This window comes from Acinetobacter sp. SWBY1 (assembly GCF_002946595.1).
Classification (GTDB): domain Bacteria; phylum Pseudomonadota; class Gammaproteobacteria; order Pseudomonadales; family Moraxellaceae; genus Acinetobacter; species Acinetobacter towneri.
This window is the reverse complement of record NZ_CP026616.1, coordinates 2,145,643-2,166,218: the sequence shown is the minus strand read 5'-3', so window position 1 is coordinate 2,166,218 and position 20,576 is coordinate 2,145,643. Positions and strand designations below refer to the sequence as shown.

The following is a 20,576-nucleotide window of genomic DNA, read 5'->3' as shown; positions in this document are numbered from 1 at the left end:
AAGTTGTACATCATCTTGTTGATTTTAGAGATGATGTGCAACTTAGCCCTCGACCGCATTACGTCCACGAGCTTTGGCTCTAAACAAATGCTTATCGGCTTTTTCTAGCAAGCTACTCCATGAAGTAGCACCTACAGCAACGCCCGCACTAATAGAAATTTTAATATAATCATTAATTTCTGGAATATAAATTTCGTCTTTGACAATTTGACAACGTAACTTATCTGCCAAATAAAGCGCTTCAGTAAATTCAATATTATCAATGACCACTAAAAACTCATCACCGCCATAACGCACCACTAAATCTGAAGAGCGCACATTAGCTTTTAACGTTTTGGCAATCAATTTTAAGGCTTGGTCACCAACAATATGACCAAAGGTGTCATTCACATGCTTGAACTTATCCACGTCCATAATAATTAAACCTGTTTTGGTCAACTTTTCAGGTTTATGCTCCAAAAATTTTAAATATTCTTCCAAAGCCATACGGTTTGAAACACCGGTTAGGGCGTCTGTATTGGCAATATTGCGTAATTGAAACTCTAAAATATCACGCTGCTCTAAGCATTGTTTTAATTTTTGAATGGCCTCTAAGAGCGTTACCTTGTCTGGATTTTGCGTCCCTTGAGCTTCATCATCATAAGCTGCCAAGCGTAAAATTTGGCTGCGTGCCTGAATTAAAGGAATAAAGACCTTTGAGCGCGCATAGACCATGGTGAAAATAGCAGCCAATAACGAAATAATTGACGCTACTAGGGTTAAAATGAAAATACGCTGAGCTTGATGATAATCTTTGTGCGCAACCTGCAAACTGTGCGCTAATATAAATGACTGCAAACTGACCACAGTGTTGAATTTATCCACCAATTTTTGGGTGAGTTCAGTGCCTGTCAATGAATAGGGTTGCCCATCAATACTTTGCTGAATCAATTGATTGACGATAGGAATTCCCTCATCCAGAAACTCCTTTTTTAATTGATCATGCAAAATATTATATTCAGGAATTTTATGTGCTTCAGGCAAAATGGTATGGATTAAATCCCACAAATAATAAGCTTGGCGTTGGGTTTGCAAAGAGCTCGCCAAATTGGTTTCAGGAATTTTTTCAGCAAACGTTACCGCGGCAATAATATTGGATGCCACCCTTCCCGCTTGATCACGCAAATCTGAAAGAACAAAAATCACACTATAATAGGTCGATACCGATGAGTCTTTTGCCACTGAATCGAGCATGACGTGTTTCAGCACATGCTGAGAACTGTCCCATGCCGCAAACATTTTTTGAATCGCATGATCCATCTGTTGAGAGCTACGCAAATGCTGTGGAGTTGCTGCATATTCATCGACCGCCTGACGCCCTTGTTCTAAAGCGGTCTTTAATTGATGCGATAAATGATGCGCATGGATAATAAAACCTTCTTTTCTTAAAATATTGATGGTCTGTTCTACTTGTTGATCCACGCCAGCACGGTACGCTTTCAGTTCTTGTAAATTTTGCTGAAATTCAGCTGCTGAACTCGACATGACTTTATTCGCAGGCGCTCGTTCACGCGAAATACTATTGGTCAGTTCAGCCACTTTGCCTAATACGGAAATTTCAATTAAAGCACGTTTTGTTTTTTGATAACTCTGATAACTATTCACCATCAGAGGAACGCAAATAAAAAGCAATGACACGATAATAATGATCATCGAGATCAACAGTCGCTGACTGATATGCTCTGTGCGCAATTTCATCATCATGCTAAGTTTCACCTACGTCATTATAACTGTGCAAAATCGTGGACTTGATCACTTAATCGGCGACTATATTACATGAGCAATCTTTAAATTACTTACAAAAAAGATAATTAATTCACTTATATTTTAAAGCCGTCTAACTAAGTCATCTCATTCAAGAAAATTTCTAAAAGCATGCCCTGCGCCGACTTACCTAAAACAACAAATACAAAAAATAATGTTTCAGCATGCAGAAAATATTTTACAGATGCAACATTTGGGTGCATAATGCACCTCATTAGGGCGAGTTTAGTTTTTCCTCAGCAGTAAACTAAATTTACCCGCAAATTTTGGCGAAAAATCCCAGTTTTTGAAAGAAAACTGGGATTTTTTTATGGGTTTTGATCATATCACACCCTCATACTGCACCATATCGGTGCAATTTTCGCAAAACCATTTGCGTTTTCACATGCAAAAAAAAACCCAACCTTGGGGAAAGTTGGGCAGATAAAAAGCAAACAATTATGGAGAATCAGATCGCACTACTGGATGAACCAAGCTTAGGATTTGATGGTTAAATTATGAGATAAGTCACATAATTTACAAACCCGACTTAAGTAATAGGACTTCATGGTGGAATTATAAAATAAATCACAGTTTATGTAAAGCCTAGTCAACCAGTCTGATTTATTTTTATACAAATAGTCAAAATTAATGTGATTAAATTCACATTATGCCGACTATTCCACTCAAATTTATTCTGAACAGACCTTATTTTTAGTTTGTTTTTTATCCAAAAATCATGATTTCACCCTAAAACAGGTGAATTTTTCCGTTATTCTTCACTCTCCAAGAATTATTATTACAGATAATTTCAATTAAATTTATCGATTAATCCAATTAATGCTTTGCTTATTATTTCTACTTTTGTTGCAAAAACGAACATATCGACTTGTTATCCATACAGTTTTTAGGTTGACAGCAAAAATTTTATTTGAATATTTTTTAAACACCAAAGTCAATTGGACTTAATTCTTAAATAAAGTCCTTTTAGTTCATTGACTTAATAATTTGTTACACTAAAATGATCAATGTTTCATCCATTTTTAACAAAACTGGTAACTATCATGAAAAAACTCGGTTTAGCCACTGCATTATTATTAGCCATGACCGGTGCTCAAGCGTACCAATTCGAAGTTCAAGGTCAATCAGAATTTCTAGACACTACTGAAAACAACCAAAACTTCACTGGTGCTGTTCAAGGTACTTACTACTTCAAAAATGTTGATGCGACTAAAGGTCCATTGGCTGAAGCTGCATTCTTAAACCAAGCATCTAACGTTGCTTTAGCTTACCAATATGCTCAATACGATGCTCCGCGTGATGAAGGTCGTTCTGATGTAGAATCTCACGTTTATGGTGCTAAAGCTGAAGCGTATGTACCAACACAATTGGTTCCAGCATATGCAAGCGTTGCTTACAGCCACACACACAACGATGGCAAAAATGCTGCGACTGCTGATGACAATGGCGATCGTTACGCTTTAGAACTTGGTGCAGTAGTAGCGCCTAACTTCTTAGTTGCAGTAGGTTATACAAGCATTGCAGACACTATGGCTGTTGATTCATTTGGTATTCTTGCAAATGGTGCAGTTAAAGCAGTTGGTGAAGCTTTAACAATCAATGAAGATCAAGATGCAATCACTGCACGTACAAAATACGTAGGCGCAATTGACGGCACCAATATGGCTGTTGGTTTTGAAGCTGGTTTAGTTTACGGTGAAAGCACTGCTTATAACTTAAAAACAGATCTTTACTTAACACCAGCGCTTAGCGTAGGTGCTTCTTATGCAGAAACTAGTGCTGACGTTGCTATCGACTCTGCTTGGGGTGCAAACGTAAACTACTTCATCACTCCTGCAATTGCAGTAGGTGCTAGCTATGTAAATGCGAATGCTGTAGGCGAAGCTGTTGACACTCAAACTGTTGGTGTTAACGCTAAATTCCGTTTCTAATTTCACATTAGACACTGAAGTTAAAAAAGACGCTCATCTGAGCGTCTTTTTTTATGCCTGAAATATGTCATGAAAAATTTACACGCTGTTTTACTCAGATGAATCATCATGGTGATGATGCGGTAGGTGGCGAATGTACTGCAATGCGATTAAACGTGACACGATCAATGCCAAATACATTACTCCACAGAACATTTGCAACATGGCAATCACCCGTGCTTCGGGACTGATCGGTATAAGGTCGGATAAGCCTGTCGCGGACTGCAAACTAAAACTTAAAAACAGTAAATCAAGCCAGCTTTGCAAACCTGCAGCATTTGGGTTCTGAAAACTTTGCGGAATCAAAATTTGACAGATGCTATATAAAAAGGCAAAACCCCAAGCGATTAAGGTAAACACCGCTGCAGCAGCAAACAGCTCATCTTTGGTTAAATAGCGATCATGAAACATATAGCGCAATAAACCATAAGCAGCACTAAAATATGCAGCCGCTTCGCAGGCATGACTCAGTACCAATACCAGCGGATGCCGCACCCCCAATAAAATCAATACTGAAAAAAATAGTGCAGCATATACAAAACTTAGTCCCAGCACACTCAGCATAGGAGTCTGACGAATAACTTTAGCAATCAATAACAAGACCAGTACGCCGACCATCCATGTTATGACTTTATAGGGCATGTTGTGATGTGCAAAAAGTGATAGCAGCAAAATCACAAATTGCAAGAACAACAGCCATGCCGAAGGTAATATCCGAAAACCTTTCCATACATTTTGTAGTGCTTGCATACGCCTCGGCTGCCTTTTTATTGTTTTGATTTCTAACATAACATGCTGCCAGATCACTGCATGCATGGACTCTGTATCAAAATTGCATATATAAAACCTCTCTCTATGCTTTAGATGAAATAGCCCTCCTAGATGCTAGATAGATCATCCACAAAATTTCAGCCATAAAAAAAGTCCCATTGCTGGGACTTTTTTGAGGTGTTTCAGACCTTAGTGGTCAGATGCACCAGAGATACCAATACCAGTTTGTGAGCGTACGAACTGTGCATCGAATGCTTTACGTTCAGCTTGTGCTTGCGCAGAGTTGTCAGTGATAGAGAACAACCAGCAGCAGAAGAATGAAAGTGGCATTGCAAAGATCGCAGGACCGTTAAATGGGTTGATTGGTGTGTCAGAAATTTGAAGCGTATCTACCCAAACTGCTTTAGACAATATAATTAAGGTTACTGCTGAAGCTAAGCCTGCTACACCACCAATCACTGCACCGCGAGTCGTTAAGCCTCTCCAGAACATAGACAATACAAGTACTGGGAAGTTTGCACATGCTGCTACAGAGAATGCTAAACCGACCATGAACGCAACGTTTTGTTTCTCGAAAAGAATACCCAAGATCATTGCGAAGATTGCTAAGCCTAAAGTTGCAATTTTAGACATGCGAAGTTCAGATTCAGGAGTCGTTTGACCTTTCTTGAATACGTTAGCGTACAAGTCGTGAGAGATTGCTGAAGCACCAGACAATGTCAAACCAGCTACAACCGCAAGAATTGTTGCGAATGCTACCGCTGAAATGAAGCCCATGAACAAGTCACCGCCAACTGCATCAGACAAGTGCACCGCAGCCATGTTGTTACCACCAACAAGTTCTAACTTGCCAGTCACTGCCATTTTCGCAACATCAAGGAATTGTGGGTTGTTGGATACATAAAGGATCGCACCAAAACCAATGATGAACGTTAATAGGTAGAAGTAACCAATGAAACCTGTAGCAACTACAACTGATTTACGCGCTTCTTTTGCATCTTTTACAGTAAAGAAACGCATCAAGATGTGTGGTAAACCTGCAGTACCGAACATTAATGCAAGACCAAGTGAGATTGCATCAATTGGGTTAGAAGCTAGCTTACCAGGACCCATAATGTTTGCAGCATCTGCCAAGCTCAAGTCATGTACTTTAGAGAATACTTGGATTGATTGCTCGAACATGTTAGTGAAGCTGAAGCCCACACCTTTCATTACCATGAAGGCCATGAAAGTTGCACCTGAAAGTAACATCACCGCTTTGATGATCTGTACCCAAGTTGTTGCCAACATACCACCGAACATTACGTAAGCCATCATGAGTAGACCCACGATTACTACAGCAATATTATAGTTCAAACCAAAGAGTAGTTTGATTAACTGACCCGCACCTACCATCTGTGCAATCAGATAGAACGCAACTACAACAAGTGAACTGAATGCTGCAAGGGTACGTACTGGCTTTTCAGCTAGACGGAACGATACCACGTCAGAAAGGTTATATTTACCTAAGTTACGTAAACGTTCAGCGATCAAGAACAATACAATTGGCCAGCCCACCATGAAGCCCAGTGAATATAGCAAGCCATCAAAGCCTGACATAAACACCATTGCGGAAATACCGAGGAACGATGCTGCTGACATATAGTCACCTGCAATCGCTAGACCATTTTGGAAACCAGAAATACCACCGCCTGCGGTATAGAAGTCCTTAGTGCTCGTAGTTTGCTTCGCTGCCCATTTAGTAATGAACAAAGTTGCGCCAACGAAAATTAAGAACATAATAATTGCTGGCCAGTTGGTTGGCTGCTGTTCTGCTGCACCTAAATCTGGTCCTGCAAATGCCATACCTGACATTAATACAGTAGACGCAGCCAGTGCTTTCAATGAATTCCATTTCATCTTAGTGCGGTCCTTTCTCATGTGTAATTGCTTCAACTTCACGCATCGCTTCTTCATTCAACTGGTCAAGTTTGCCATTCGCAATTGATGAGTAAACTGCACATAAAATGAAAGATAAAACGATAATGCCCAGACCCAGTGGAATACCCCAAGTCGTCACACCACCTGAAATTGAACTCAATAAGAATTCTTTGTTATAGCCCACTAAAAGCATAAAACCTACGTACACAAACAACATGATTGCTGTTAATGTCCAGCTTAGGTTACTTTTTCTGCGAACCATTTCTTTGAATTTTGGGTTTTGTAGAATACGATCTACTTGTACCTCATCCATAACCTGCTCCTTAAAGCGCCCTGCCTTAGGCGCAAATTTTTAATTCGAATTATTTCGAACTTAAAATTAACAATGTTGAAGCCGATTTGCAATTTAGACTTTGGTCGCTAAAAAAATGATCAACCTCAGCGCAAAGGCAATGGAATACGCTATCATAGCCCTATTGTCGATACTTTTAAGGCATCATGAACAGCTGGCTCATTATGGGGGTTTTAGCCCTCTATATCGCATTACTTTTTATTTGTGCTTTCTATGGGGAAAAACACGCCAGTCGTTTAAGCACGCGTGGGCGCATGCTCATGTTCAGCTTAACTTTAGGGGTGTATTGTTCATCATGGACTTTTTATGGCGCAACGGGCGCAGCCGTTCGTGAAGGGATCATCTTTTTACCGATTTATTTAGGGCCATTGTTGTTTGTCGCAATTGGTTATGATATTTGGCGACGTTTAGGTCGAGTACGGCAACACCACGCCATTTCATCGATTGCGGACTTTGTCGCTGCGCGTTACGGTAAAAGCGGCCCCTTGGCATCACTGGTCACCATTTTAGCGGTAATAGCAATTATTCCCTATCTGGCCTTGCAGTTACGAGCCATTGCGCTGAGTGCTGCCGTCATTCTCGATCAAAGCACCAATGTGGAAAGTACCACCAATGCGGTGTTGTTCCTGACAGGTTTATTGGCTATTTTGGCGATGCTGTTTGGTACTCGACAAATTGCCAATACCGAACAACACGGCGGCTTAATGCTTGCGGTTGCCTTTGAGTCCTTTGTCAAACTATTTGCCTTGCTGGCTGTGGCCTTCTTCTTTGTATTTGAAGCGCCTGACAATATTCATCAAATTGCCAATGATGTTTCAATTACCTTCCATGAAGTACAGCTGTTTGGTGTGCCTGAAACCTTTTGGGTGCAAACCTTATTGGCGGCATTAGCGATTATTTGTTTGCCACGTCAGTTTCACGTTGCTGTGGTCGAACTGCGCGATGAAAAACATATTCGGGGTGCGCGTCGCTGGTTTGCCGTTTATCTGATTTTAACCACCATCGCGATTGTTCCAATTGCCAGTTGGGCCTTGCACGCAGCTCCGCAATATTTAGCCATCCCAGATGTAGCGGTTTTGTCTTTGCCACTCAGTTATAACCAAGACTGGTTGACGCTGTTGGCGTTCTTGGGAGGATTCTCCGCCTCAACAGGCATGCTATTGGTATCTTCAGTAGCACTGTCGATCATGCTGAGTAATGACCTGATCATGCCTGCCTTGTGGCGCATGGGCATTTTCTCACGCCATGACAAGCGCTTGCCTTTGGTACTGAAATTCACCCGACGCATTTGTATTTTAGCGGTGATGCTGCTCGGCTTCCTGTTCTTCAACTTCTTTAACGATATTGATCAACTTTCTGTGTTTGGCTTGTTGGCCTTTAGTGCAGTGGCACAGTTCTCCCCTGCCCTGATTGGGGGGTTATATTGGCGTGGTGGCAGTAAACAGGGCGTTTATGCAGGCTTAATTGTTGGATTTGCGATGTGGGCCTATACCCTGCTACTTCCGACTATTTTACGCAGCCTGCCAAGTCAGTTCAGCGAGTTTACCCGTGAATTTTTATTGCTGGGACCTTTAGGCATCAACTGGTTACGCCCTGAAGCCTTGCTTGGCTTTGAATCTTTTGCCCCGCTCACACATGGGGTGGTTTGGGCGCTCGGTTTAAATATTTTGTTATATGTTTGGGTGTCACGTATTTTCCGCCCAAGTGTGGCAGAACAGATTCAGGCCGAAAGTTTCTTTTATTATGAAACCAAGCCTTTGCCAACTCAGAACATGAGCAACGAGGTCAGCTATTCACATCAGGATGTAGCGCGTTTAAAAGTAGGCGATTTAATCACACTGGCAAAACGCATTACAGGCGAATCTCCAACCCGACAAGCCTTTGAGCAGTTTAGTCAGCAAAATAATGTGGTGCTGAATGAAAATGCCAATGCCAACGGCATGTGGTGGCGTTTTACCGAACAATATTTGGCAGGCACCATTGGTGCAGCATCTGCGCGTACTTTGCTCACCACTGCCATGGTCAATAACGGACTCGCTTTAGGGCAAGTTGCGAATATTCTTGACCAAGCCTCACAATGGCAACGCTTTAACCAAAACCTAATCATGACCATGATTGACCACATGACCCAAGGCGTGAGTGTGGTAGATGAAAATATGTGTTTGGTAGCATGGAATAATCAATATCTCAAACTATTTGATTATCCTAAAGATATTGTCTATGTCGGGTGCCCAATTGCCGATTTGATTCGCTATAACGCAGAACGTGGTGAATGTGGCCCGGGCTCAATTGAAGAACACGTGCGTAAACGTATTCACTGGATGAAAATGGGCAGTGCACACGAGTTTGAACGCATCCGTAAAGATGGTCGTGTAATTCAAATGCGTGGTAATCCAATTGAAGGCGGTGGTTTCGTGACCACCTTTGCCGATATTACCGCTTTCCGTGAAAACGAAGCCGTACTTGAAGCACGGGTACAAGATCGCACACAACAATTGGCCGATGCTTTGGCAGAACAGCAATTGGCACGTGAACAAGCCGACAAAGCCAATATGTCCAAAAGCCGCTTTATTGCCGCTGCCAGTCATGACTTATTACAGCCAATGCATGCAGCGCGCTTATTCAGTACGGCTTTAGAGCAAAGTATTCAGTCCGATGAAGACCATAAAACCCTGCAACAACTGGATCGTGCCCTGCATGGTGCAGAAAGTATGCTCTCGGCCTTGTTGGATATTGCCCGTTTGGAAGGCGGTACGATTCAGCCGAAACGTCAGGCTTATCCACTGCATGACTTACTCAGCGATTTAAGCCTGCAATTTAAATCCATTGCGGCACAACGTGGCATTGAATTCCGTGTGCATGACGTACAGTTCTGGATTGATACCGACCCACAATGGATTCGTCGTATTATTCAAAACTTTGTCAGCAATGCGCTGCGCTATACCGCCAAAGGGCGTGTGGTCGTGGGCGTGTTACGTTCTGCAGAACATCCACAACATATTAGAATTGGGGTGTGGGATACAGGTCCGGGTATTGCCGAAGAACAACGTATTAAACTGTTTCAGGAATTTGAGCGTTGCGGACATACGTCGCCTTGGGGTGAGCAAGGTCTAGGTCTTGGGTTAGCGATTGTGCAGCGTATGACCAGTTTGCTGAACTACCCTGTGCATGTCTATTCGGAATTGGGCAAAGGCTCGTGCTTTATGATTGAAGTGCCGATTGTCGAAGCTCCAAAAGTAGTGGCTGCACCTGTGCAAGTGGTGCCGTTGAAAACCAAAGCCTATAAAATTTTGTGTTTAGACAATGATGAAACCATTTTGGAAGGCATGGCGACCCTGCTGAGTAAATGGGGCTATCACGTATTTAAAGCCACCGAACCTGAACAAGCAATTGAGTTGATTCAACGTGAGCACATTCAAGTTTGGTTGGTCGATCAGCACTTAAATGACGATAAAATCGGTTTAGATTTTATTCTGGAACATCGTCAAGCCGATGTACCTGTGGCGTTAATTACTGCTGACTCTGATCCAGAACTACCGCAACGCTTAAAAGAACTCAACATCGTCTTGCTGAAAAAACCATTAAAACCAGCATCGCTACGTTCTTGGTTATCGGGTCTGAAAATTTCGGAGACTTGATTCACATACCTAACTTTGGCTAATTTGGGGCGCTCATCCCACAGAGATAAAGCTGAGATGAACGCACCGACCTTGTTACATTTTCTGGTTTGGTTACATTTGTTAGTCTGATGACCAAGCTTCACTTTACATAGCGAAATATGGCCACAATGAAAATCCAACACATTTGCTGTCAATATTGACAGCGATTGACCTGATGCAGCACACCAATTGACCAAACTTTTCAAAAACACTGCCTTTTGATGCGCTACAATTCACATTAAATATCATGGTCAGATTCGCTATGGCAAAGTCTGACAAGATCGTAAGCAAATACACCCAAACTTGCTTACAATTTCTTTAATTGCCGAGTTTGTAAAGGCTTTTCTGAGCACATTGCAATACATTAGACTTTAGTCTTATACATCTATTGACTATCTGCGCGCATAACTAAGTACAAGAAATGATCAGCGCATTCATCTTCAAGCCACATCCAAACAAATTTCCTGCCCTATTAAGCGTTGATCGACCTGTTTCCACGTTTTAGGAAGAATCTCATGAATACCGTGAACCATGAACAGCAGCTCGCAGAACAAACACAGCAGCTACAGCGTCAATATGGCGTAAATGCGCTATTGCCCGAAATTCACTGGGATCGTCTGTTTCAAAACAGCAAACTCAAAGCTCCTCATCTACAAGCGCTGAATACCCTGTATCAAACCGCAGTACCCTTAGCCCTACAAGTCTTTGAAGAACTCAATTTTGATGTGTTTCGCCCTGCGGCGTATCAACCACAAGGTTTAGGTCTGTTCAACAAACTTTCAGCACAGGAGGAGCAATTACTGGATGTTTTGGAACAAGAAGCGCAAGGCTTAGATCAAAGCACCCGCCAGCATATTTGGAGTATGTTATTACGTGGTGGTGCGGTACTGGTCTTTAAAGCATGGTTAGGCAAAGTCAAAACAGATGAGGCACAACTCGATACAGCTCAATTTGATGAGCTGTCCGATTTACTGTTTATTAAAACCCCACCCTTTGAATTGGCAGAACGCTTGAATATTAATGCACATGCCCCTGCCGAACATATTTTTCTGTTATATGGCAATGACGTGTATTTAGACCGTTTTAACAGTCTTGAAACGGCAGCCTTATTTGTCGATTTAGGCGTGTACGATGCTGCGTTTATAAGCCTGAGAGATGACCACGTTGCAAAATACCTGATTGGACAAGGCTATGTCAGCCAGCAACAAATTGATGAATTGCAATGTGCCTTAAATCCTTTGAATTGTGCCGATTTAAATCTGAAACAGAATTATATTGCCTAGGGTTTGTTGAGCATTGCATTAAAAAAACAAGGCGTGCAACAACACGCCTTGTGGCTTATTTCATTAACAATACACGAATGAATTTTGCTTAAAACGTCACACGTTTATAATCACGATATTCAGGCTTCCAGAAATTAGCCTCAATTGCCTCTCGTAATGCCTCATCACTCATGACAGCTGCAACGCCTGCATCCATTGCTGCTTTTGCGACTCTAAATGCAATAAATTTAGACACCTGCTGAATTTCATTTAAATCAGGCAATAAATCTGCATTTGGATCCTGCAACAATGGTGAGCAGTCCGCCAGCGCATTACTGGATGCAATTAACATACTGTCTGTCACACGTGTTGCCCCTGCAGCGATTACCCCTAAGCCAATACCTGGGAAAATATACGAGTTATTGCATTGGGAAATATTATAAAGTTTGCCCTGATAGTTCACTGGCTCAAATGGGCTACCTGTTGCAATTAAGGCCTTGCCTTCAGTCCACTCCAAAATATCGGCAGGAAATGCTTCAACTTGTGAGGTTGGGTTTGACAATGGCAACACAATTGGACGCTCGCAATTGGCAGCCAAGGTTTTAATCACCTCTTCAGTAAATAAACCCGGTTGCCCCGAAACCCCAATCAATACCGTTGGCTTGGCGTTTTGAATGACGTCCAACAGAGAAATCACACCTTCAGGATTGCCCCAATGTGCAACACGGTCAGGACTTTGTGCCAATTTACGTTGGAAATCGAGCAAGTTTGGCTGATTGCTGGTGAATAAGCCAAAACGATCCACCATATACACACGAGCACGTGCTTCAGCATCGCTTAAGCCTTCCACCACCATTTGCGCCACAATTTGCTCGGCAATACCACATCCTGCAGAACCCGCGCCCAAAAAGGCAATGGTTTGATCTTTCAGCTGCTTGCCTGCCGCACGTGATGCAGCAATTAAACTGCCCACAGATACAGCAGCAGTGCCCTGAATATCATCATTAAAACAGCAAATCTGATCACGATATTTATTCAGCAAGGGCATGGCATTTTTCTGAGCAAAATCTTCAAACTGAATCAATGCCTTTGGCCAACGGCGTTTCACCGCATCAATCACCTGATCGACAAATTGATAGTATTCCTCACCACTAATACGTGGCTGATTCCAGCCCATATAGATCGGATCATTCAGTAATTGTGGGTTATTGGTGCCTACATCTAAGGTAATGGGTAAGGTATAGGCAGGACTAATACCGCCACATGCTGTATATAAAGACAGTTTTCCAATTGGAATACCCATGCCGCCAATGCCCTGATCACCCAAGCCTAAAATACGCTCACCATCGGTAATCACAATGACTTTGACATTCTTTTTATTGATGTTTTGTACAATATCATCAATATGGGCACGGTCTGGATAGGAAATAAAAATACCCCGATGACGGCGGTAAATATCGGAAAAACGCTGACATGCCTCGCCTACAGTTGGGGTGTAAATAATAGGCATCATTTCACTCAAATGCTGTTCAATCAGGTGATAAAACAGGGTTTCATTGGTGTCCTGAATGTTGCGCAAATAAATATGCTTGTTGATGGCATCGCTAAAAGCAGAATATTGCTGATACGAACGCTGGCTTTGTTCTTCAATATTTTCAATTGCATGTGGAATTAAGCCATGCAAGTTAAAACGGGTGCGTTCTTCTTCTGAAAATGCAGAACCTTTATTTAATAAAGGCAATTCTAAAAGGCCGTTGCCCGCATAGGGAATATATAAAGGACGTTTCTGCTGCAAATTTGCGGTTGTCATTGTTCATCTCATTCTAATCGGTTGCTGATGGCGCATGGATTGAGATGCACCATCTGACATCTGACTAGCTTAGCCCCTTTTGCAGCAAAGGGGGCATTTAGAAGTTTGATAGCCAAATCTGAATGATTTTTATTTCTGATAACCGTATATTTTTGAGTGCTACGCTCTTTGAATCAACCTAAACAGAGAACAATACAATCACGATTATTTCGGTGGCTGTAAAGCTGACATATCTACAATCAGGCTGGTGAACTTACGCACCATCGGCAAAACAAACAGCACCACTGGAAAAGCAAAGGCCCAAGAAATCATCCAGTTATGCAACCACAGGGTAAAAAATCCCTCAATCCAGCCCAAATTTCGGATCATATTAATCAACGAAATGATGCCACTCATCAAACATGATAAAAAGAAAGGCATTACCACCGTGGCCCATTTCATGGGTAATTTGGGTACATTGCCAAAAATCATTGCACGTTGTTTCATGCTCTAGCCTTTTCGCCTCACTGAATGCCGCATACTATGCCATGAATTGCTTGCTTAAAGGATGATTTTTCAGGCAATTTGTTCATGCTTAGCTACAATCTCTGAAATTCGATAAAGCATACAATTGCACTCCCCTAAAGCCCCTGAAATTTGCTATATTTAGCGTTTTTCTGCACATCTATTTTTCGACTAAATATGAATACGGCAATACAAGCAGCGCTCGATCATGCAGTGCAATCCCTTCAAGCTGAAGGTGTACTCCCATCTGACTGGAACAATACGAGTAATTTAACCCGTACCAAAGACCGCAGCCACGGTGATTTCGCATCAAATATTGCCATGATTGCCTCTAAAGCCGCTGGCATGAAGCCACGCGATTTAGCCGAAAAAATTCTTGCTGCTCTGCCTGAAGTTGCAGACATCAGTAAAGCAGAGATTGCAGGCCCTGGTTTTATTAACTTCTTTTTAAATGCCGACCAGCGTTTTAGTGTTTTAGATCAAATTCAAGCACAAAAACAACAATTTGGACGCAGCCAAATCAATGCAGAAAAACGCATTCAGGTCGAGTTCGTTTCTGCTAACCCAACCTCAAGCCTACACGTGGGTCATGGTCGTGGTGCTGCTTATGGTATGACAGTTGCCAATTTACTTGAAGCCACAGGTGCTAAAGTTGACCGTGAATACTATGTCAATGATGCTGGCCGTCAAATGGATATTTTGGCGACTTCAACTTACTTGCGTTATTTGGAACTGGCAGGTCAAACGCTGGTGTTCCCCAAAAATGCGTATCAGGGTGACTACGTTAAAGACATCGCACAAAGCATTTTAAAACAGGATGGTGAACGCCATGTACGCCCTGTTGCAGATGTATATAACAATGTGCCTGAAGATGTGCAATATGCGGCAGAACTCGATGCCGATGGCAACAAAGTGGTCTTGTCGGGCGACAAAGAAAAACACATTGATGGTTTGATTTTCAATTCACAAACGCTCTTGGGTGATGATTACCGCGTGTTCCATCAGGCTGCGCTGAATGCTATTTTGGCCGACATTAAAGATGACTTGGGCGAGTTTGGTGTCACCTTTAACCAATGGTTTAGCGAAGCGTCATTGACTGAAAAAATTGATGAAGCTCTGCAAACACTAGATCAACGTGGTTATCTATACGAACAAGACGGCAATATCTGGTTTAAATCGACCGCATTTGGCGATGAAAAAGACCGTGTGGTGAAACGCCGCAATGGTCAAACCACTTACTTTGCTTCAGACATTGCTTATCACCTGAATAAATTACAACGTGGCTACACAGACCTAATTGATATTTGGGGTTCAGATCACCACGGTTATATTTCACGTGTGAAAGCGGCCATTGATGCACTAGGCTACGACTCGAAAAAATTAACGGTACTGTTAGTGCAGTTCGTGAGCTTATGGCGTGGTGGTGAAATGGTACAAATGTCATCCCGTTCAGGTCAGTACGTGACCTTGCGTGATTTGCGTAAAGAAGTCGGCAACGATGCTGCACGTTTCTATTACGTCATGCGCAAATCTGAACAGCACATTGACTTTGACCTAGATTTGGCCGTTTCACAAAGTAAAGACAATGCGGTCTACTATATTCAATATGCTCATGCACGTATTTGTCGTATGCTCGAAAAAGCTGCTGCTACGCAATTGAATTTTAATGCGACAACTGCACGTCAGTTTGCCGCTAAACTTGAGCTAGATGCTGAAACTGAAATTTTAGCCAAACTGGCTGCGTATCCTGAAATTTTAGTACGTGCTGCCAACAGCCACGAACCGCATCAGGTAGGTAACTATTTGAAAGAATTAGCAGCATTGTTCCACGGTTGGTACAATGAGCATAAAGTTCTGAATGATGATGCAGCCTTGACTCAAGCACGCTTATTGCTTTCAGTAAACGTACAACAAGTCTTGCGTAATGGTTTAGAATTATTAGGTGTCTCTGCACCAGAAACAATGTAAAAGCCAAATAAAAGCATAACAAGAGGAAGTCCACGTGTTTGGAAAAACGCAACGCGGTGTATCTGAACGACCGAATAAGCCCAAAAAACCACTAATTCCAACGTGGTTAGGCACACTCGTGGTGATTTTAATCGTGTTGTGTTTTGCTGTAGCATTAATGCTATGGAAACCGTGGGCACCTGTACAGCCTAAAGGGCAAATCAATTCTGAGCATTATCAGGAAGATACCAACAAAGACTATCGTTTTTATGATTTGCTGCCACAGCAACAGGTTACCCCAATTCCTGAGCAAGCGGTGCCTGAAACACAGCAACAGAATACCGTAGTCATTGTTGAAGCGCCTGCTGCTGTAGAGGCGCCAGCGGCCAGCGAAGCCAATGTTGGTCTGACAGAAATGCCTGCCCCTGTGGTACAAGCCAGCTATATTCTACAAGTGCGTAGCTATACCGACCCAGATGCTGCAGATGCACGTCGTGCCGAAATTATTTTGAATGGTTTATCGGCAGATGTGGTGAAAAGTGTAGAAGCTGGTGAAACTTGGTATCGGGTGATTTCAGGCCCTTATGATTCAGCCGATGCTGCAGTGATTGCTCAGCAAACTTTGCAGCATAGTGGAATTGATTCAATTGTCGTGAAACGCTAAGCCTCATTGTTATCAATCGACCAAAATCAATTAAAAAAAAGATGCCTCGGCATCTTTTTTTAGGTCTATAGAACGATGTACTCACAAAAATCATCGCTAGATTTACATTAACTGCTGCTCACGTTCGCGTGCACGCTGAAATGCAGGACGCTGTTCCACGCGGGCCAAATAAGCCGCAATCTGTGGATAATGATGTCCTGTACGGCTTTGCAATGCTTGGAGCGGGAAACCCATTTGAATATCGGCAAAAGAAAAATCCCCTGCAAAATAATCATGTTTGGCCAAATAATCTTCTAAATAAGCAATATGATCTTTTAAACGAGGCTGAATAAATCCTGCTTTAATACCTGCACTAATTTTGTTTGCCACTGGTCGAACTAACCATGGCACTTGCTGTGGCACTTTGGTCAATACCAACTGCATCACTAACAATGGCATTAATGAACCTTCGGCATAATGCATCCAGTATTGATAGGCTTGCTGTGCTGAAGCCTGCTGCAGTTTAAACTGCCTTTGCGTATCATAATGCTGCTGCAAGTACTCCAAAATGACAGCAGATTCTGCGATGGTCTGCTCTGCATCAGTTAAAATTGGCGCTTTACCCAATGGGTGAATCAGCTTTAATTCATTGGGCGCACTAAAATTGGGCTGACGGTGATAAAACTTGATATCATAGTCTAAGCCCAGCTCTTCAAGGGCCCACAAAATGCGGAAAGAGCGGGATTGATCAAGGTGGTGTAAAGTAATCATAAACGTCCTATTTTGTTTTATTGCCTATGTTTTTGAGTGATTGTATATCTTCCATTTTACTCAACATTATAAAAAAGATCTGTCCTAGAGGGCTATTTATAAGAGATGGATTCAACCTCTGTTTAACCAAATTCAGTACGAATTTCCATACTGCGTAGCAGCGTTTTGGTGACAGGGGTTTTTTGGCAGATATTCAGTACTTTTTGCTGTAATTCTACATCCAATACCACTTCAGTTTGCACACGGCGTTCAATCCACTCCTGCCCTTCCTGATTGGTAAAGAAGTCCGCCTCGACCTGAATTTTGCCAAAATCCAAACCCTTATGCTGTGCATACATACGCAAGGTAATCATGGTGCAAGCGACCAAACTGCTACATAACAGATCATAAGGTGCAGGACCTGCATCTTGACCACCTAACTTTTCAGGCTCATCTACCTTCCATTGGTGCTGACCACTTTGGATCTGACCTTGCCATGCCGTGTCTAAACTGCGTACCTGTGCTGTGCCAATCTTGGCCATAAGATGCTCCCTATAGATTGATATTCCATCATTTATTTTGATGCACGCATTTTTGCGGGGAAAGTCGGTGCTTCTAAACGTGGTCCATCGTAGTCTGGTATTGTGCCAAAACGAGGATCATGATTGATCCATTGCTCACGTGCAATGCTTAACTCTTCTTGGGTACGACCGACGAGATTCCACCACAACAAAATTGGCGACTCAAAAGGTAATCCGCCCAATAGCAACAGACGCGCACCCGCATGTAAATCTAGCTGAATTTCGGTTAAGCCCGGTTCAAGCACCAGCATATTTTCATCGTTTAATTCATGCCCATGCACAGTGGCTGTGCCTTCCAGCATCATCAAACCATATTCAAACTTAGGATTCAGCGGCAAACGGGTTGTCGTGCTAGTTTCACTATAAATATCCACCCCTAACAACTCACTATGTACCAATACTGGCGAAGTGGTATTTAAAAACTCACCGACTAAAATGGTAAATTCCACTCCATCTTGCTGAACCACAGGCAGGTCAGGGTAATGATCAAAACGTGGCGCCATATTGCGCTGATCATCAGGTAAAGCAATCCACAATTGCGCTGTATGCATGTGTGTTTCGGTGTCAGGAGCAACTTCGGTATGTGAAATACCATAACCTGCAGTCATTAAATTAACCTGTTTGGGACGAATCAATTGCTTAGTACCCAAGCTGTCAGTATGCATAATGCTGCCTTCAATCATCCAGGTGAATGTTTGCAAACCAATATGTGGATGCGGCCCGACGTCTAAGCCTTCACCTTGTGGAAAATTGACAGGGCCTGCGTGATCTAGAAAACACCATGCCCCAATCATGCGTTTATGCCGACTCGGTAAAGCACGTTTAATTAAAGTTCCCTGCCCAATTTCAGCACTACGCAGTGGAAATTTCTGTATAAATTGCTTGACGTACTTATCACAATCGTCTGAATTGGAAAGCTCGGTATAATTGCTGTTGCTCATCCTATACCTCTTATATTTCTGTAAATTCCTTGACTATTAAATATAGTAAATCACTAACGAAGAGCAAGATGAAATTTGTTGTTCTGATTTTTATGGTTCAAACTTGAAATGCACCTTAAAATATATGGCATAATTTTGACCAAAATTTTAAAAAAATAGAGAAAATACCCAAATTTAGGGAGGTTATTTTTTCTGCATTTTGCGCATAATCCTCACTATAAGTTGTCAATTTGAGTAAATATCGCTATGTCTGTAAAAGCTCGAATGGGGGAACAGACCCGTTCGAAGATTTTAAGCAATCAGGAAGCCTCAGAAAAACTTTTAAAAACAACTGAGTGTGATCTTGAAAACCGACAAGCAATTGAAAAAGCATTGCAGCACCCTGCTGCGCAACTCCCGCCGCAATTTGAAACACATTTTTATCAACACCAGAATTTACATCAGCGTCGTTATTTACGCCAAGTCAATTACATTGGGCAAATGACGTTCCTGCTGTATTTCTTTATCGATTATTTCATCATTCCAGATGTCACTACACTCTCGGCCACACTCCGTCTCAGTGCTGTTGTATTGGCGCTGATTGGCAATTATTTCTGCTTTAAATTGATCAAAGATATTCGCCTGCTAGATTTAATTTTACCGGTCAGCGCCACACTGTGTTGCGGTGTCTGGTTTTATATTTTGTCGCAATCACACAGTCCGTGGGTCGGCTATTATCTTTACGCTTCAGTTATTTTTGTGGTGATGGCTAATCTGTGTATTCAGGTACGTTTCCGACCTGCTCTGTATAACTCATTGCTCATGAGTGTGCTGATTTTTTTAAGTGCCATCTCCTTAACAACCCTACAAGATGCACTCATTTTTATGGTGGTCTATATCCCCATGTGGCTACTCAGTTTGTATATTAGCTGGAGCAATACCCTCAATGCACGCCACCACTTTTTGCGCAGTTTGCTGGATGACTGGAATTTCCATACCCTACAAGCCTTAGCCCATACCGATGAACTGACGCAACTGAATAACCGTCGGCAATTTGTGCACATGGCAGAACATAAAATTCACGAATGGCCTAAATCGAATTCGATCTGTTTATTAATGTTGGATGTAGATTTCTTTAAACAAATTAATGATACTTATGGGCACGATATTGGAGATCGGGTCTTACAAAATATTGCAGACATTGCTCGTAAAGAAATGCGCCGCAAGGATATTTTGGCACGCTTTGGCGGTGAAGAGTTTATCGCTCTGCTTAGTGAAACCAGCTTAGATGAAGCACTGATGATTTCAGAACGCTTAAGACAAAAAATTGCTCAGCATGAAATGTGCATTGATAAAAAATGTTTTAATTTCACTGTCTCCATTGGAGTATCCAGTTTAAAACCACAACAAACCGACTTACAGACCCTAATTAAAGAAGCCGATTTGGCCTTATACCAAGCCAAACAAAGCGGACGTAACTGCGTGATCAGTTATGATGTGGGAATGTCTGAGCCACCCGAACCGATTTTAAAAAAAGAAGTTAAATCTTGGATGATCTAAAGATATAAAAAAATGAGCACATTACGTGCTCATTTTTTGGGTTTTTGGCTAGAGTATGTTTAAAAAACCCTAGCTGCTGCGCGCATCTTGCGCCCATTTTAAATAGCGGTGTTTTAAAATAGGC

Annotated in this window: 15 protein-coding genes; 6 read left to right on the top strand and 9 right to left on the bottom strand. The window is 42.1% G+C overall.

Going from position 1 to position 20,576, the window contains the following annotated elements; all coding sequences use genetic code 11:
- Positions 1-42 precede the first annotated feature (42 nt).
- A complete protein-coding gene (locus C3Y93_RS10440; protein WP_171287424.1) occupies positions 43-1,740 on the bottom strand; it encodes a GGDEF domain-containing protein in 1,698 nt (565 codons plus the stop codon).
- A gap of 1,106 nt (positions 1,741-2,846) precedes the next feature.
- Between C3Y93_RS10440 and omp33-36 the strand changes: the two genes are divergently transcribed.
- The gene (gene omp33-36 / locus C3Y93_RS10435) at positions 2,847-3,734 is read left to right on the top strand and encodes a porin Omp33-36 (protein WP_104852870.1); all 888 of its coding nucleotides are present in this window, start codon (positions 2,847-2,849) and stop codon (positions 3,732-3,734) included.
- A 90-nt stretch (positions 3,735-3,824) separates the two neighbouring features.
- On the opposite strand, the gene C3Y93_RS10430 is transcribed toward omp33-36, so the two are convergent.
- The 3 genes from C3Y93_RS10430 to C3Y93_RS10420 form a co-directional block, all read right to left on the bottom strand.
- The gene (locus tag C3Y93_RS10430) at positions 3,825-4,523 is read right to left on the bottom strand and encodes an ion channel (protein ID WP_104853272.1); all 699 of its coding nucleotides are present in this window, start codon (positions 4,521-4,523) and stop codon (positions 3,825-3,827) included.
- Positions 4,524-4,733: 210 nt separating this feature from the next.
- The gene (locus C3Y93_RS10425) at positions 4,734-6,443 is read right to left on the bottom strand and encodes a cation acetate symporter (protein ID WP_004970210.1); all 1,710 of its coding nucleotides are present in this window, start codon (positions 6,441-6,443) and stop codon (positions 4,734-4,736) included.
- A gap of 1 nt (position 6,444) precedes the next feature.
- A complete protein-coding gene (locus C3Y93_RS10420) occupies positions 6,445-6,777 on the bottom strand; it encodes a DUF485 domain-containing protein (protein WP_096902224.1) in 333 nt (110 codons plus the stop codon).
- 185 nt (positions 6,778-6,962) lie between these two features.
- Here C3Y93_RS10420 and C3Y93_RS10415 point away from each other — a divergent pair, with 185 nt between their 5' ends.
- Together C3Y93_RS10415 and C3Y93_RS10410 are read left to right on the top strand one after the other, a co-directional pair.
- The gene (locus C3Y93_RS10415) at positions 6,963-10,454 is read left to right on the top strand and encodes a PAS domain-containing hybrid sensor histidine kinase/response regulator (RefSeq protein WP_104852869.1); all 3,492 of its coding nucleotides are present in this window, start codon (positions 6,963-6,965) and stop codon (positions 10,452-10,454) included.
- Between the two features lie 536 nt (positions 10,455-10,990).
- Positions 10,991-11,758 carry a hypothetical protein gene (locus C3Y93_RS10410; RefSeq protein WP_104852868.1) on the top strand — a complete coding sequence of 256 codons (768 nt, stop codon included), beginning with the start codon at positions 10,991-10,993 and terminating at the stop codon, positions 11,756-11,758.
- 88 nt (positions 11,759-11,846) lie between these two features.
- On the opposite strand, the gene C3Y93_RS10405 is transcribed toward C3Y93_RS10410, so the two are convergent.
- Both C3Y93_RS10405 and C3Y93_RS10400 read right to left on the bottom strand, forming a co-directional pair.
- Complete coding sequence (locus C3Y93_RS10405; protein ID WP_004970216.1) at positions 11,847-13,547, bottom strand: NAD-dependent malic enzyme; 1,701 nt, start codon at positions 13,545-13,547, stop codon at positions 11,847-11,849.
- Positions 13,548-13,751: 204 nt separating this feature from the next.
- Entirely contained in the window at positions 13,752-14,033 is a 282-nt protein-coding gene (locus C3Y93_RS10400) for a DUF2798 domain-containing protein (protein WP_104852867.1), read from the bottom strand.
- Between the two features lie 195 nt (positions 14,034-14,228).
- On the opposite strand from C3Y93_RS10400, the gene argS reads away from it, so the two are divergent.
- Both argS and C3Y93_RS10390 read left to right on the top strand, forming a co-directional pair.
- A complete protein-coding gene (argS, locus tag C3Y93_RS10395) occupies positions 14,229-16,019 on the top strand; it encodes an arginine--tRNA ligase (RefSeq protein WP_104852866.1) in 1,791 nt (596 codons plus the stop codon).
- Between the two features lie 34 nt (positions 16,020-16,053).
- Positions 16,054-16,662, top strand: a complete 609-nt coding sequence (locus C3Y93_RS10390; protein ID WP_104852865.1) for an SPOR domain-containing protein — start codon at positions 16,054-16,056, stop codon at positions 16,660-16,662.
- 102 nt (positions 16,663-16,764) lie between these two features.
- On the opposite strand, the gene C3Y93_RS10385 is transcribed toward C3Y93_RS10390, so the two are convergent.
- The 3 genes from C3Y93_RS10385 to C3Y93_RS10375 all read right to left on the bottom strand — a co-directional run bounded on the left by C3Y93_RS10385 (position 16,765) and on the right by C3Y93_RS10375 (position 18,913).
- The gene (locus C3Y93_RS10385; protein ID WP_104852864.1) at positions 16,765-17,412 is read right to left on the bottom strand and encodes a glutathione S-transferase; all 648 of its coding nucleotides are present in this window, start codon (positions 17,410-17,412) and stop codon (positions 16,765-16,767) included.
- 122 nt (positions 17,413-17,534) lie between these two features.
- The gene (locus C3Y93_RS10380) at positions 17,535-17,933 is read right to left on the bottom strand and encodes an OsmC family protein (RefSeq protein WP_104852863.1); all 399 of its coding nucleotides are present in this window, start codon (positions 17,931-17,933) and stop codon (positions 17,535-17,537) included.
- Between the two features lie 32 nt (positions 17,934-17,965).
- The gene (locus C3Y93_RS10375) at positions 17,966-18,913 is read right to left on the bottom strand and encodes a pirin family protein (RefSeq protein ID WP_104852862.1); all 948 of its coding nucleotides are present in this window, start codon (positions 18,911-18,913) and stop codon (positions 17,966-17,968) included.
- Between the two features lie 246 nt (positions 18,914-19,159).
- Between C3Y93_RS10375 and C3Y93_RS10370 the strand changes: the two genes are divergently transcribed.
- Positions 19,160-20,452: a GGDEF domain-containing protein gene (locus C3Y93_RS10370; RefSeq protein WP_171287398.1), complete on the top strand. Its 1,293-nt coding sequence runs from the start codon at positions 19,160-19,162 to the stop codon at positions 20,450-20,452.
- Positions 20,453-20,576: the final 124 nt, after the last annotated feature.

Coding starts and splice junctions, on each gene's coding strand:
- C3Y93_RS10375 (WP_104852862.1), bottom strand. CDS start 18,913: ATGAGCAACAGCAATTATACCGAGCTTTCCAATTCAGACGATTGTGAT.
- argS (WP_104852866.1), top strand. CDS start 14,229: ATGAATACGGCAATACAAGCAGCGCTCGATCATGCAGTGCAATCCCTT.
- C3Y93_RS10400 (WP_104852867.1), bottom strand. CDS start 14,033: ATGAAACAACGTGCAATGATTTTTGGCAATGTACCCAAATTACCCATG.
- C3Y93_RS10420 (WP_096902224.1), bottom strand. CDS start 6,777: ATGGATGAGGTACAAGTAGATCGTATTCTACAAAACCCAAAATTCAAA.
- C3Y93_RS10430 (WP_104853272.1), bottom strand. CDS start 4,523: ATGCAAGCACTACAAAATGTATGGAAAGGTTTTCGGATATTACCTTCG.
- C3Y93_RS10440 (WP_171287424.1), bottom strand. CDS start 1,740: ATGATGAAATTGCGCACAGAGCATATCAGTCAGCGACTGTTGATCTCG.
- C3Y93_RS10370 (WP_171287398.1), top strand. CDS start 19,160: ATGTCTGTAAAAGCTCGAATGGGGGAACAGACCCGTTCGAAGATTTTA.
- omp33-36 (WP_104852870.1), top strand. CDS start 2,847: ATGAAAAAACTCGGTTTAGCCACTGCATTATTATTAGCCATGACCGGT.
- C3Y93_RS10415 (WP_104852869.1), top strand. CDS start 6,963: ATGAACAGCTGGCTCATTATGGGGGTTTTAGCCCTCTATATCGCATTA.
- C3Y93_RS10410 (WP_104852868.1), top strand. CDS start 10,991: ATGAATACCGTGAACCATGAACAGCAGCTCGCAGAACAAACACAGCAG.
- C3Y93_RS10385 (WP_104852864.1), bottom strand. CDS start 17,412: ATGATTACTTTACACCACCTTGATCAATCCCGCTCTTTCCGCATTTTG.
- C3Y93_RS10425 (WP_004970210.1), bottom strand. CDS start 6,443: ATGAAATGGAATTCATTGAAAGCACTGGCTGCGTCTACTGTATTAATG.
- C3Y93_RS10380 (WP_104852863.1), bottom strand. CDS start 17,933: ATGGCCAAGATTGGCACAGCACAGGTACGCAGTTTAGACACGGCATGG.
- C3Y93_RS10405 (WP_004970216.1), bottom strand. CDS start 13,547: ATGACAACCGCAAATTTGCAGCAGAAACGTCCTTTATATATTCCCTAT.